Source organism: Paenibacillus sp. PL91, from assembly GCF_012935325.2.
Lineage (GTDB): Bacteria > Bacillota > Bacilli > Paenibacillales > Paenibacillaceae > Pristimantibacillus.
This window is the reverse complement of the sequence record NZ_JABBYG020000020.1, coordinates 68,233-82,095: the sequence shown is the minus strand read 5'-3', so window position 1 is coordinate 82,095 and position 13,863 is coordinate 68,233. Positions and strand designations below refer to the sequence as shown.

The 13,863-nt window shown below is 48.6% G+C and carries 10 protein-coding genes and 1 pseudogene; 8 read left to right on the top strand and 3 right to left on the bottom strand.

The annotated features are described in order from the left end of the window. The first annotated feature begins 17 nt into the window (after nt 1–17). Complete coding sequence (locus HI950_RS29570) at nt 18–3,905, top strand: family 43 glycosylhydrolase (RefSeq protein WP_187768190.1); 3,888 nt, start codon at nt 18–20, stop codon at nt 3,903–3,905. A gap of 119 nt (nt 3,906–4,024) precedes the next feature. Here HI950_RS29570 and HI950_RS29565 read toward each other — a convergent pair whose 3' ends face one another. Continuing rightward, nucleotides 4,025–4,516 carry an IclR family transcriptional regulator gene (locus HI950_RS29565; RefSeq protein WP_486187810.1) on the bottom strand — a complete coding sequence of 164 codons (492 nt, stop codon included), beginning with the start codon at nt 4,514–4,516 and terminating at the stop codon, nt 4,025–4,027. 2 nt (nt 4,517–4,518) lie between these two features. Here HI950_RS29565 and sigK point away from each other — a divergent pair. Then, nucleotides 4,519–5,066, top strand: a pseudogene (gene sigK / locus HI950_RS29560) (RNA polymerase sporulation sigma factor SigK). A gap of 998 nt (nt 5,067–6,064) precedes the next feature. Further along, nucleotides 6,065–6,247, top strand: a complete 183-nt coding sequence (locus HI950_RS29555; RefSeq protein ID WP_169089273.1) for a hypothetical protein — start codon at nt 6,065–6,067, stop codon at nt 6,245–6,247. 129 nt (nt 6,248–6,376) lie between these two features. Here the strand turns inward: HI950_RS29555 and HI950_RS29550 are convergent, their stop codons facing one another. Together HI950_RS29550 and HI950_RS29545 are read right to left on the bottom strand one after the other, a co-directional pair. Continuing rightward, entirely contained in the window at nt 6,377–7,786 is a 1,410-nt protein-coding gene (locus HI950_RS29550; RefSeq protein WP_169089275.1) for a HEAT repeat domain-containing protein, read from the bottom strand. Nucleotides 7,787–7,927: 141 nt separating this feature from the next. Beyond that, the gene (locus tag HI950_RS29545) at nt 7,928–8,806 is read right to left on the bottom strand and encodes an AraC family transcriptional regulator (protein WP_169089277.1); all 879 of its coding nucleotides are present in this window, start codon (nt 8,804–8,806) and stop codon (nt 7,928–7,930) included. A 213-nt stretch (nt 8,807–9,019) separates the two neighbouring features. Between HI950_RS29545 and HI950_RS29540 the strand changes: the two genes are divergently transcribed. From HI950_RS29540 to HI950_RS29520, 5 genes are all read left to right on the top strand, one after another. Next, nucleotides 9,020–9,343: a UxaA family hydrolase gene (locus HI950_RS29540; RefSeq protein ID WP_169089278.1), complete on the top strand. Its 324-nt coding sequence runs from the start codon at nt 9,020–9,022 to the stop codon at nt 9,341–9,343. Continuing rightward, nucleotides 9,340–10,500 carry a UxaA family hydrolase gene (locus tag HI950_RS29535; protein WP_169089280.1) on the top strand — a complete coding sequence of 387 codons (1,161 nt, stop codon included), beginning with the start codon at nt 9,340–9,342 and terminating at the stop codon, nt 10,498–10,500. Before HI950_RS29540 ends, HI950_RS29535 begins: the two co-directional genes overlap by 4 nt. Before the next feature lie 66 nt (nt 10,501–10,566). After that, nucleotides 10,567–11,340: an SDR family NAD(P)-dependent oxidoreductase gene (locus HI950_RS29530; protein ID WP_169089283.1), complete on the top strand. Its 774-nt coding sequence runs from the start codon at nt 10,567–10,569 to the stop codon at nt 11,338–11,340. Between the two features lie 44 nt (nt 11,341–11,384). After that, complete coding sequence (locus HI950_RS29525; protein ID WP_169089285.1) at nt 11,385–12,293, top strand: fumarylacetoacetate hydrolase family protein; 909 nt, start codon at nt 11,385–11,387, stop codon at nt 12,291–12,293. Between the two features lie 76 nt (nt 12,294–12,369). Beyond that, the gene (locus tag HI950_RS29520) at nt 12,370–13,092 is read left to right on the top strand and encodes an IS6 family transposase (RefSeq protein ID WP_411268161.1); all 723 of its coding nucleotides are present in this window, start codon (nt 12,370–12,372) and stop codon (nt 13,090–13,092) included. Nucleotides 13,093–13,863: the final 771 nt, after the last annotated feature.

Sequence of the window (13,863 nt, the reverse complement as noted above, 5' to 3'; positions counted from 1 at the left end):
TGCGAGGAGGATTATAAATGTTCAAAAACAGTTTCAGGCATCTTTTGCTTTGCCTTGCGGTGTTATTGATGCTGCCACAAGGAATTGGAGCGGTTGCGGCTGAGGCATCCATGCCGGATTCGCCAGTGTCGATACCGGCATCGACCGAAGGGGGATTGGAAGTGTCTAATTTCTACAATGTTATTATGCAGGTAGGCGCCGACCCTTGGGTGTACAAGCACACGGACGGCTATTACTACAACTCCTTTGTCAACGCCAGTGGTGTCATGATCCGCAGAGCGAAGACCATCAGCGGCCTTGAAGCGGGCGAGAGGAGACTGACCTGGTCGCCGGTCAAGGATACCATGTACAGCTCTAATATCTGGGCGCCGGAGATGCATTATCTCAAAGATACAGATGGCGCTTACAAATGGTATATTTACTTCGCGGCCGATAACGGAACCAATGCTAACCACCGCATGTACGTGCTGGAAAACGCCAATGAGAACCCGATGACCGGAACTTGGGAGTTCAAAGGTAAAATTACCGATTCCAGCGACCGCTGGGCTATTGACGGAACTGTGCTGACTGTAAATGATGAACACTATTTCATCTGGTCAGGTTGGGAGGATACGGACGGAAGCTTTCAAAATTTATATATTGCGAAGATGAGCAATCCATGGACGATCAGCTCGGAACGGGTATTGCTCTCGACGCCTGAATATGATTGGGAATCGTCCCCGGGCAGGATCAATGAGGGACCGCAAGTGACGATAAAGGGCGACATCATCAATCTGGTCTATTCCGCCAACGGAAGCTGGACAGACAGTTATTGTCTCGGGTTGATTACGGCACATATTGGCGCCGATCTGATGGATCCCGAGTCTTGGGTTAAGCATGACGAGCCAATCTTCTCTAGCGCTAACGGCGTTTATGGTCCGGGTCACCACAGTCTGGTGACCTCGCCCGACGGCAGCGAGGACTGGATTATCTACCATGCCGCCCGCTGGCCGGGATCAGGGTGGACTCGCAATGTTCGCGCACAGAAATTTTCCTGGAACGCTGACGGAACACCGAACTTGGGAGAACCCGTCGACCCGAACATACCGATTGCGATACCTTCGGGAGAGCCGGTACGTCAACGCTATGAGGCGGAGACTGCCGTGCTGGGGAAAGAACCCGCCAGTGCAATCGGCCCTGCCGTACGGCGGGAAAGCAGCGCATCGGGCGGGATGAAGATCGCTAATATCCAAAATGCCGGCGATCATATCCAGTATACGGTTAACGTGCCGGATGCAGGATTCTATATGATGTCCGTTCGCAGTGCCAATGGTTCATCGAGCGGGGGGGACGCTTCCCAAATCATGTCGGTCAACGGCAGTCCCGGAGCTAGACTGAACACCGTCTATTCCGGCTGGAATCGCTGGGGAGTCTCTACGGCGAAAATCTATCTTGAACAAGATGACAATACGATCCGCTTCTCGGGCGGCGGCGGTCTTGTCGAGATGGACAGTCTGGATCTGTTCAGGCTTGAAGCAGGCTCCGAACTATTATTCGATTCTCCGGGGTACACGCTGGGACTGGGGGAGAGTCGCAGCTTGCCCGTGTATACGATCACAGGTACGACCCATTCTCTTGCAGGCAGTGGAGTTTCCTTCAGTTCCTCCAATACAGAGGTCGCCATTGTTGAAGAAACGATTGAGGGAACGGTGATCAAGGGGCTTAAGGCGGGCAGTGCCACGATAACCGCAACCTATAACGGGCAAATGGCTACGGCCGCTGTTTATGTTGCCGCTGAACCCAGGTCCGTGCAGTCCGTTGCGATTAGCGGATTGAACGACGTCCTGACCAGCGGACTGACAGGACAACTGCAGATCACGGCACGTTACAACACCTATGAGGAACAGGATGTGACGGCTGATGCTGTCGTTGAGTACTTCAGCAGCAACCCCGACGTGGCTAAGGTTACGACCACCGGTCAGGTATATGACACCAAGCCCGGGGATACGGTGATTAAAGCTGTATACGGCGGCAAGGAATCCGCATTCAACTTGACGGTAACGCCTGAACCATCCCAGGTTCCGCAAGTTGTTTCTCAAGTCAAGACCCCTTCGGGAGTGATACCTAGACTGCCCGGCGTTGTTAACGTCATCTATAATGGGGAGGAGTACACAGCCGGGATCAGCTGGAAGCTGGAAGGTATTCATTTCAACTCGCTTGGCATCGTACAGATACCAGTCCTATTGACTCTGAATGGCGAGGATTTTCCTGCGAGCGCTTCCGTAGAAGTTGTTCCAGACTGGGGTCTTGATGGTATTGTGAATGAAATTCGCGGTAGGCTGGACAGTTTCTCATACCCTCTGGGCGAAAGCCTCGGTACTTATAGTCTTGCCGCATACAATACGCTCTTGGCTGCGCTGCTTCAGGCAGAGGCGTTGTCTGCAGACGGCAATCTGACGGAAGAGCAATTTAACCAGATGCGAACTTCACTTGCCGAAGCGGAAGCCGCTTTGTTAGGTTCGCTCAACAGTACGCAGGATGGCGTGTTCTACAACGCTTACCGGGATTTCTCCGGCGATGAGACGGGCAAGTTTCCTTTCGGGATTATGGTCAGAGAGCTGACGAATGGCGCTACCGCCACTGTGTTAGAGGAAGACGGGAATAAATTCCTTCGATTGACCACCGCTGCTACTCCGGGCAAAGCCAACTTGTTCCTTCTTTATCTGGACGAGGTGACGGCTACAGGAGATCAGCGCATCATCATCGAATATCGCGCCAGATTGAACAGCAGCTTCCAGTACGCGAATGGCGCAATGGTGAGAAACGACAGCGGAACGGATAATTATTCTATGGTCACGGCCTTTGATCTGGGGAAAATTATCGTGCAATCCGGACCTACCAAGCATAAAGTCAAAGACTTTAATTACAATGGCACATGGTATAAGTTCAGGATGGAAGCCAACTGGGATGCCAAAACGTATACCGTCTATTTAAACGATGATCCTACTCCGATAGCCGAGAACTACGTCTTCCGTCATACAGGCGGCAATAAGCTGACCGGACAGCTCTTTGGCGTCGACGGTTACGCCAACGCTTCCATTGATTTCGATGATTTCAAAGTCATGGTTATCGGAGGAGCGAAGATTGCACCTGAGGGGCTTGGAACAGTCGATGAAACAGCCGAAGGTGCCAATGACGGTCGGATCACCGGCGTGAACGCCGCCATGGAATGGTCTTCCGATAATGGGGGCTTATGGTCTCGCGTAGAGGGCGATGACATTGCGAATTTGGCGCCTGGCACGTATTGGGTCCGATACTCCGCGACGGATACGCATAAGGCGAGTCCTCATGTGGAGCTGACTGTTGCGGGCTACCAACCGCAGCGTCAAGTCACTGGCGTGAGTCTGGACAAGACCAGTGTGCAGTTGTATACCGATTCCGAAAGCTCTACCGTCCAGCTTATCGCAACCGTGGAACCTGCCGATGCGACTGACAAGAGCGTGAAGTGGAGCAGTTCAAATCCCGATGTAGCTGCGGTGGATGAGAATGGGGTTGTTACGGCGATTGCTCAAGGTACCGCTATAATTACAGTAACAACAGTCGATAGCGGTTACCAGGCGACTAGCATCATTACAGTATCCGACTCGCCGATTCCAACACCCACTGTAGATACGTTGAGCAATCAGTTGCAAGCGTACGTCATCTCAGGCGATGTGAGCGGACCGCTAGTTAAGCAATTGACGAACCGGCTGAATCAGGTGGAACATCACTTGTCAGGTGGACGACACTCACAGGCAGCTAAACATCTGGCAGACTTCCTGAAGCACTTGAATAATCGGTCGATGCAGAGGCATGTGACGGAGGAAGCGAAGCAGAAGCTGGAATCCTTGGCAAACCAGTTGCTGGAATCTTGGTCATCAAAGTGAGAATAGTCAAGTTGCCAGTGCAGTAAATAGTTAATGACCGCTTGCATGAACATGAAAGAAGCTCTAAATCCATTTTTGATGTGGATTTAGAGCTTTTTTGTGCGCCTAAAACGGATTAATCAGGTTTTCGATCCGAGAAAACCGGATAAAATTTTGGCCGTTCCCATCAATTTATCGCCATATTCAGCCACTTTCTGCATTGGCAAATTTCCTTTCAGGGTAGATATGCTGATAGCCCCGAATATTTGCTGGTTATCTCTGAAGATAGGAGTGCCCACGCATCTGACGCCCAATTCTCCCTCTTCGTCGTCAATAGAGTACCCGTATTCCCGAATTTGCTTCAGATGTTCACGGAACGCGGATTCCGAGGAAATCGAGTTGTCTGTCAAGGAGACCAGTCCCTTGGCAAACAACTTTTGCAATTCATGTTCAGGCAAGAAGGCTGCGATTGCTTTGCCGCAGGCCGACACATTCAGAGGTTTCCGTTCGCCAACATAGGATAGAAACCGGACGGAGCCAAAACCTTCGATCTTTTCAAGGCAGATCGACTCCCCATTATCATAGGTGCATAGATGTACGGTGAAATGAGTTTCATCCCGCAACTTTTCCAAATATGGACCGAATAAGGACTTCTACATCGGGTTGTGTCCACAACGTCAAAAAATTCGACAATACAGGTGAGGATCTTGAGGATCTAATTTCGATCGGCACGATTGGACTCATCAAGGCTATCGAAAGTTCCAAACCGGAAAAGGAACGAAGCTAGCGACATTTGCGGCTCGTTGTATTGAGAATGAAATACTTATGCACCTTCGGTCTTTAAGGAAGACGCGGAAGGACGTTTCTTTGCATGATCCGATTGGCACGGACAAGGAAGGCAACGAGATTACGTTGATTGATATCCTCGGTACTGAGGCTGATGATATCGTGGATAAGGTTCAGTTGAAGATTGAAAAATCGAAAATTTATAAGAATCTGGATATACTCGATGATCGGGAGAAGTAAGTCGTTATCGGTCGATTTGGGTTGGAGCATGGCGGGGATGAGCGGACGCAGCGGGAGATTGCTAAGGAATTAGGGATCTCGCGGAGTTATGTGTCGCGGATAGAGAAGCGGGCACTAATGAAGCTGTATCATGAGTTTTATAAGGCGAAGAGATAAGCTGTTTGATTTGTTTTTATTGGGACATTCACTTTTGAGATAGAGGTAGCTAAATGGTTAAACATATGATGGATAAGCCATATATTCAGGAAGTATTAAAGGAATTGGAGTCTTTAGGCTATGCCGATGCTAAAGGAATATTGCTGCGATATTACCGGCTGTGAAACGTACTTTTGGATTTTATTTAAATGCTTATGATTTTGCTAGAGAAATTGATTCGGTTAATAAGGCCGTCCTCAAGAAATACAATCCAGATGATCCAGATCAGATTTATATTGGACACTTGAAGGAACGTTTGATAAGAAAGGACAAAGACTTTTAGAAAAGTAGTATTAGTAAGTGAGAGGTTGAGAAATTAGACTGGTTCATGAGTTTGGAAATATCTTAGGACAACGAAAATTGGGATTTTCATTGTCCTATTTAATTTTTTAGGGGAACGACCATGAGGGGGGAGTGGGGAACTCTCGATGCATCCGTAAACCTGGGGTACGGGGCTGGCTAACGACTAGAATTCAATCTATTGTGCTCGTTTCAACGACCCATGGTGCTCCTTGGTCCAGTTGGGAACAGTTCCAGATGGTTATTAGATACAATGCTGAATGAGTAGACTTGATGTTATTCCTAGTTAGGTGATTTATGCAAAGTTCATAGATCATTACGTCGATAAATTGAAGCTAAAGATTGAGAAAATCGAAAATTTATACCTAGATATATGTGTTGACCGTGAGAAGGAGGTTGTAATTGGTGATTTCTTACAGGAGCTCTTTGGGGTTGAGTTGAGTCAGTGGATATCTTCTTGGCGGCCAGTTCATATCCCCTTTCATACTCGGAATAAACAGCAAGTCCAAGGCACAGCGGGAAGCTTGGGAGTTCGTTAAGTTTTTGTTGTCCGTGGACATGCAAAGTTCCCCGGAATTGCTATGCTTCCCAATAAACAAAGGCATCACAGAGAAAAATCTCAAGGAAGTCGGTCAAAAAATAACGAAGGTTTGCTTCCGGTGCCGAAAGGAAAGACGGATGCTAAGTCAGTGGAAGAAAGCCCCCAGGCTATTCAAAAGCTTCTGGACGGGGCTGGAAAAAAGCTGAACAGCGATTTCAAGGTCGTCTCGATCGCCAGTGAGGAATTCGAATCATTCATGAGCGGCCAAAAGTCAGCGAAAGAGGTGAGCAAGCGTATTTGAACGAATACCCTCGCCGCCTATGAACGACATTATACACGGAAAAAGCGGCTCTCCTAAACTTATAAAAGAAGCAGCCGTTAACAAAATATAGGCTATCCCAAAAGTGGGATAGCCTATTACCTCTTAGCTTTAAGGATAGAAAGCGTTAGCCGGCGTGGTGGTCGTACACCAGCGGGCATTAAACAACGACTTGATCAAAATGTCCTTGGCTTCTTCCGTGCCAATGTAACGGAGGGCTTCGAGCGCATGCGCCCTAACATAGCGATTCTCATCATCAAGCGCAGCTGCTAGAGCGGGAACGGCCGATGCGGCAGCGGAGCGTAAGAGTGATAATGAAAGGCCTGCTGTAAAACGAACCTGAGTATCCTCATCCTGCAAGCATCGAATCAACCCATCGACGCTTGCTTGGCTGGAACCGCCAATCATACCAAACGCTTCAGCCACCGTGCTTCGCACCGAAGCGGAGGGGTGAGATAAGAGACGGCCAAGCGCCGGAAGCGAATTTTCAGCCAAGTGGCGCAGCTCCCCGATCGCAAACGCCGCATGTTTGACGGTTTCCTCGCGTTCGCTTAATAGCGCATCATTTAATCCATCAATTGCTGAGGCACCCGCAGCAGCCAGGCCGTAAGCGGACAAGCTTGATACGTCTACACGCTCATGATGGAGTCCTTTCAACAGCACTTCGATCCCTTTCTCGCCATACCTCGCTAGTTCATAGACCGCATTCAGCGCGTTAGGCTCGTACGTATCCTCTAATGCCTTGGCAAGCTGACTGATTTGCTCTTCATCCGAAGCTGCCGTATGGGCCAGGCTGCCGATGCTGCCGGAGAGCCAGTTCCACGTTTCCTCCCACATCGTCTCGTGACGGCCGATAGGAAGCTTGAGACCGGCTGGCTCCGTCCATTCCGCAGTTTGATTATTCCAAGAAGGCGCGGTGGGAGCTGCAGTACGCATAAACTCGAATTTCAGCATGTAGCGGGCACTCCCGAGTACATTAGGCGTGGAGCGATGCCAAATATCGTAATGGATGAGCGCGAACGTGCCGGCTTTCCCGCTAGCGTAAGCTTCTCCTGGCGTTTCGTCTGCAGCAAAGGTGCGTGTTTGATAATTTTGCGTGCCAGGCATCAAGCCCGTCGGTCCTAGCTCAAGCGGGGTATCCTGCGGAAAATACATGACCATCGCCCACCATGGATGATGATTGCGCATTTTCGAATAGCCCCAGTAGCTGTCCTTATGCCAACCGCCGGCAGAGGGCAGGGCATTGTAATGACCATGACGGTGAGCATGCAGCATATAGTCCGGGCCAAGAACGCTAGTCAATGCGCCCGTAATAACGGGATGATCGAATACTTGTTGAATTTCGCGGAAGCGCGGCAGTAAATTGTTGCCCGGGTTTCCCTCTTCCTTGTATACGCGATTGAGCTCATCGGTCAATTCACGGTGAAAGGCTTCTGGGAAATCAGTGTTTAAAATTAGAAAACCTTCCGTAATAAATCGTCTCATTTGTTCGTCATTCAGTAAAATGGGTGAGCTGCTCATATAATCGGTAACCTCCTGGAAAATGGTGATTTGAATTTCTACACCGATTATAGGAGATGCGTAGCCAATACGACATACACGAAACTAAGCGAAACTTGCATAAAACTAACATACGTGGGCTCGCGCTGAAAAAACTTTTTATTACAAGAGAGGAATGTCAGGCGCCTGGCTTCTTCGTTTATAGCCGGCAGGCGTCTTGCCTGTTAGTTTTTTGAATGTGCGATGAAAATGCGGCAGACTCTCGAAGCCGCACTCATTCGCGATTGCGTAGACTGGTGCATCCGAAGATAGGAGAAGCTCCTTGGCGCGGCTAATCCGTTTGGCCGTGACATATTCGGTTAATGTCATTCCCGTAAGTAATTTGAAGACACGTGTAAAATGGGAAGGATTCACTGCCGCTTTGGCGGACAGAGTGGACAAGCCGATGTCGTCGAATGGGTGCTCGTCGATTGTACGCAATGTCGTCCTCATCCACTCCGGAGCTCCCGTATTTTTCCCTTCTGCCGTTGGAACGGGGATTTGCCGATTAAGCAGAAGCAGCAACTGGAGCAGGTGGAGCACGACGGCATGTCGATGCCCCGGTCTATCGACTGACAGCTCTCTGTTGATATTAACCAGAATGGTCTCAATAAAGTCACGGTCGGCAGTGTCCACACTCAGTTTATGACACTTCCATTTGTTTGCCTGCTCGAAGCATTGGACGTAAGAAAAGGTATCGCCGAACGAGTTCCACTGCGCGATACGACCATGAAAATAAATGGCGCTCACCGTCAAAGGAGCTTCTTCCTCCGGCAATGCGCGATGGACGGTGTTGCCGGGCAGAAGGAATAAATCGCCGCGCTCCATGGCATAGAAAGACCCGTCAATAAAAAAAACCCCCTTTCCCGCATGGACATAGACGATTTCATGCCAATCGTGTAAGTGATTGGGTAGCTCGTTTTGCGAATCCTTTAATGCAAGGTAGTTGAATTCGAGCGGGAAAGGAGCGGAAGCATCGAATTGCTTACGAATAGGTTTCAAATGGCGGCCCTCCCTGATTGACAAGCTGAGAAAACATATCGTGTTTGGTTATAGTGTAAATGCTAGGAGAGTAATAGTCAAAATAAGGTACACATAAGCGTATTTTCGCTATTTTCATATCCTCGAAGCTCGATTATTATGAACCTAACTGTTGTAAACCTTGTTTATAAGGCGATTTATCGTCAACGATCATAAAAGCAAAGGGGATGCTGTATGATGCAAGAAATAGCAAAAGGCGTCGACGCATTGATCATGGATAAGCGGGATCATGTTGCTACGCTGCTGCGTGATATCACGTCAGGAGAAACGGTCCGCTACAGAGATGATCAAGGCATTCATGAAATAACGGCGATTGATGCGATCCCGTTTGGCCATAAGCTGGCGATTGATGCGATTGACGCAGGACAGGACGTGCGGAAATACGGGGAAATCATTGGTCGTTCCAGCTCCGCAATCATGGTCGGGCAGCATGTTCATGTCCATAATATTGAAGGAATACGGGGCAGAGGCGATAAGGCCGGAAAGGCGGGGGCATGAATACATTTATGGGGTATGAAAGGCTGAACGGGGATATCGGGATCCGCAATCATTTGCTCATCATTCCAACGGTCATTTGTTCCAATCAGGTTTGCAGCCGGATCATGCAGCTTGTTCCTGGTACCGTGGCGATTCCGCATCAGCATGGATGCAGCCAAATCGGTGCAGATAAAGAACGTACTTTCGAGGTGCTTGCAGGGACGGGCAAAAACCCGAACGTAGGCGGGGTTATCGTCATCAGTCTGGGCTGCGAAGTAGTTGATCCTTATGCGCTTGCGGACGAGATCCGAAAGACCGGCAAGCCCGTAGAAGTGATTGATATTCAATCGGTCGGCGGCTCGGTTAAAGCGATTCAGCAAGGAACTGAAATAGCAAAACGAATGATGGGGGAGCTTGAACGCCAACCAAAAGTACCAATTCCGCTCTCCAAACTGAAAGTAGCCGTGAAATGCGGCGGCTCTGACGCGACTTCCGGCTTGGCGTCGAATCCGGCGCTTGGCGCAGCTGCTGACTCGCTAATCGCAACGGGTGGAACGGTCGTCATCGGCGAGACGACGGAGATCATCGGTGCCGAGCATGTGCTTGCACAGCGCTGTGCAACACCGGATACAGCAGAGATGCTTTACCACATTGTCAGCCGTTTCGAACGAGAGGTGGAGAGGATGGGCACTGACATGCGAGGCGGCAATCCGAGTCCCGGCAATATCCAAGGCGGACTATCCACCATCGAAGAGAAATCGCTCGGTTGCATCAGCAAATGCGGTAAAGCCCCAATCAAAGGAGTTATCGAATACGCGGAACAGATACCGGAGGGAGGTCTTTACTTCATGGACTCGCCGGGCAACGATATCGAATGCGTTTCGGGAATGGCGGCGGGAGGCGTCCACATCGTTTGCTTCACGACAGGCAGGGGAACGCCTACGGGAGCGGCTGTCGTGCCGGTCATCAAAATAACGGGCAACAAGCGGATGTTCGAACGTATGGAAGACAACATGGACGTCGACGTCAGCGCGATGCTGGACGGCACGATAAGCTTGGAGACTGCGGGCGAACGGATATGGCGCGAGATTGTGGAAGTAGCGGATGGGAAATGGACGAAATCGGAAACGTTGGGTCATCAAGAATTCAGTATTAATCGTATCGGCCCCAGCCTTTAGAAATGGCCGATTCGTCTTCACGGCAGCTGGGAGTATAGAATCCAATCGGAGAAAGGACGTTTAAACATGAGGTTAGCGAATAAAGTGGCGCTCATAACCGGTTCCGGATCGGGCATCGGTAGGAGCTCGGCACTGCTGTTCGCGCGGGAAGGCGCGTTTGTCGTCGTCAACGATCTGGATGCGGACAAAGGCCGGGAAACGGTCGAAGAAATCATGTCGCAAGGGGGGCGGGCCTGGTTTGTGCATGCGGACGTTACAGATCCGGATTCCGTGCGCTCCATGGTGAACGAGACTTTGGCGGCATACAGCCGTATCGACGTACTATTCAATAATGCCGGCATCAGCGGCGTGGGGGCGCTCCACGAGGTGGAGCCGGAAGACTGGGACCGTGTCATTCGGGTCAATATTCGCGGGGTATATCTGACTAGCAAATATGTGCTTCCCCACATGATGGAACACACGAGCGGATCGATTATTAACATGTCTTCCTGCATTGCGGAAATTGGACTTGCGAAACGTGCTTCCTACTCGGCTACAAAGGGAGCGGTATTGGCGCTTACCAAATCGATGCAGGTCGATTATGCGCCGTACAATATCCGCGTAAACGCACTTCTGCCTGGAACCATTCTGACGCCGTTCGTAGAAAACTATCTCCGCACATCGTATGGAGATCCTGAGGCTGCAATCGCGTCTCTAAAAACACGGCAGCTCAGCAATGAATTGGGCCGACCCGAAGATGTGGCAAAGGCGGCGCTGTTCCTTGCATCGGAAGAGTCGAGCTTCATGATGGGCTCACCGCTTTATGTCGACGGAGGCGTCGTTTTCGGCAAGAACGCCTAGCCCGCCGGCCGTTTGGATAATCCATATACGAAAGGAAGTTATATATGAAGCTTTTGGTGATTCAAAGAGAAGATGGCGATCGTTTAGGAATCAAATTGGATACAGGCGTGCTGGATGTCCTAGAGGCTCTGAAAATTAAGGATGAGCCCCGCGTACCGACACAGGTCATGGAAGTCATCGAGGGAGGAGCGAATGCATTGCTCGCGTTGAGACGGTTCGTTGAGGAAGCTGCTGCTTCGCCGGAAAAGTTCTCCGCTGCCCTGTATCGTGAAGAAGATATTTCATTCGGTCCGTGCGTTGCCGCTCCGCGAAAAATCATTTGTGTCGGGCTGAACTACCGCAAGCATGCGCTAGAAACGAATGCACCAATTCCAGAGTATCCCATTCTGTTCAACAAATTTGATAACACCCTAGCTGCCCATGGAGAAGCTATACCTCTCCCGGCAAAGGTAACGGGCCAAGTCGATTACGAGGCCGAGTTGGTTATCGTCATAGGCAAGGAAACAAAGTACGTAGAGAGAGAGCGGGCGCTTGAGCATGTGTTCGGTTATTGCTGCGTCAACGACTTGTCTGCGCGGGACCTGCAGATGCGCACGCCGCAGTGGCTGCTCGGCAAATCCCTGGACAAGTTCAGTCCGCTCGGCCCTTATCTGGTCACTGGGGACGAGATTGATGATCCTAACAATCTGTCAATTAGCACCACGCTCAATGGTGAAGTACGCCAGCAGTCGAATACATCGGATATGGTATTCCGCTGCGATGAAATCGTTAGCTACGTGTCACAGCATATGACCTTATACCCCGGCGATATCATTCTTACTGGAACGCCCGAGGGAGTCGTACTCGGTTACCCGGAGGAGAAGCGGGTGTGGCTGAAGCCAGGCGATACGGTTACGATCGAAATCGAGAAGCTTGGTTCGCTCACGAATCGGTTTGTGGAGGAAGTTCATTAAACAGCTGAACGTTACCGCCATGGTTGTGGTGCAAAGCTCTAATTCATGATAACGTAATTGATAATGAAGTCATGGGATGGAGCAGCTTATTTTGGAAACGAAAATGGATTTATTTAAATGGAAGCAATATGAATCAGCGATCATTTTACTAACGGTGAGATGGTATTTGAAATATAATTTAAGCTATCGAGATTTAGTCGAAATGATGAGCGAGCGAGGATTAAAAATTTCCCATACGACGATTATGAGATGGGTCCATGAATTTGGACCTGAAATTGACAAACGAATCCGTCCCTTTTTAAAACCTACAAACGATTCTTGGAGGACTGACGAAACCTATATCAAAGTCAAAGGTCAGTGGAAGTATCTATATCGGGCAGTTGATTCTGTGGGGAAAACTATTGATTTCATGTTATCTGAAAATCGGGACATGCGGGCAGCTAAGCGTTTCTTTACAAAGGCCTTGTCCTCTCCACATAATCAAATCCCACGTGTAATCACCTTGGATAAAAATCCAGCATATCCACCAGCAATACAAGAAATAATAAAGCGGAATTCCCTATCAAAAGAAATCTTGATTAGACAGACAAAATATCTAAACAACATTGTGGAGCAAGATCACCGATTTATTAAGAAAATCACAAAACCGATGCTTGGTTTCAAATCATTTCTAACTGCAGAACAGACGTTAAAGGGAATCGAGGCTATGCATATGATTAGGAAAGGGCAGGCCGAAAATAATTCGTCTGTCCTCTCTGCAGTTGAATGGCTTAATAAAATATTTGGTATTATGGCATAGGTAATTTCAATTTATTAGGAAATTGCTCTCTTTTTTAATTCTTGCACCACCACCGAAAGAAGAGCCGATGTAGTCATAGCTTTAAAAAACGAGATAGCTTCAGGTCTTGAAAAGAGTGCTCATGATTTTCTCATAGTAGGATTAGATTTGTTTTTTTCAGAAGAGAGAGATTATCCAAATACTAAATTTCAAGCTGTAATAGCAAACCTGGCGATTTCAATTGAACTTATGGTTAAAGGATGTATTGCTAAAAATGCATTCGCGTATCTTTATAAAGGGCTTCCATTGGAACTACAAATGTTTTTGTCGTATAAAATTTTGAAAAAAAAACCACCACAAACTATCCCTACGAGGGATTGTCGGTGGTGGTGGTTTACTTATGAATAATACAAATCTACACTAAATATACAATTAAACTACAGGTAAATCATGCCATGGGCTAAGTTCTATGGTTGAGATGTATAAGGTGTAGTTTTTGATACGCTAAAGATAAGGTTTGATCTCAACATAGTTATAGGAGGAAATGTTAATCAGCTTGTTTGGGCCTGAACATCCAATGAGCGAAATATACAAAGGTGGTGTTATTCAGCAACTGCAAAAAATAAAAGTTTGAGTGAATCTCAAGCAACATTAGTTAAAGTAAGTGATTATATAAACATTATAAAAGCAGTATATGAAAGAAATGGTGGGCTAGTTGGCCAAAGTTCAAAACTAAAAAGCACTTCAGCATAAGGCGAAGAGATGACGTGTCATTGTTAATATTGTCATAGA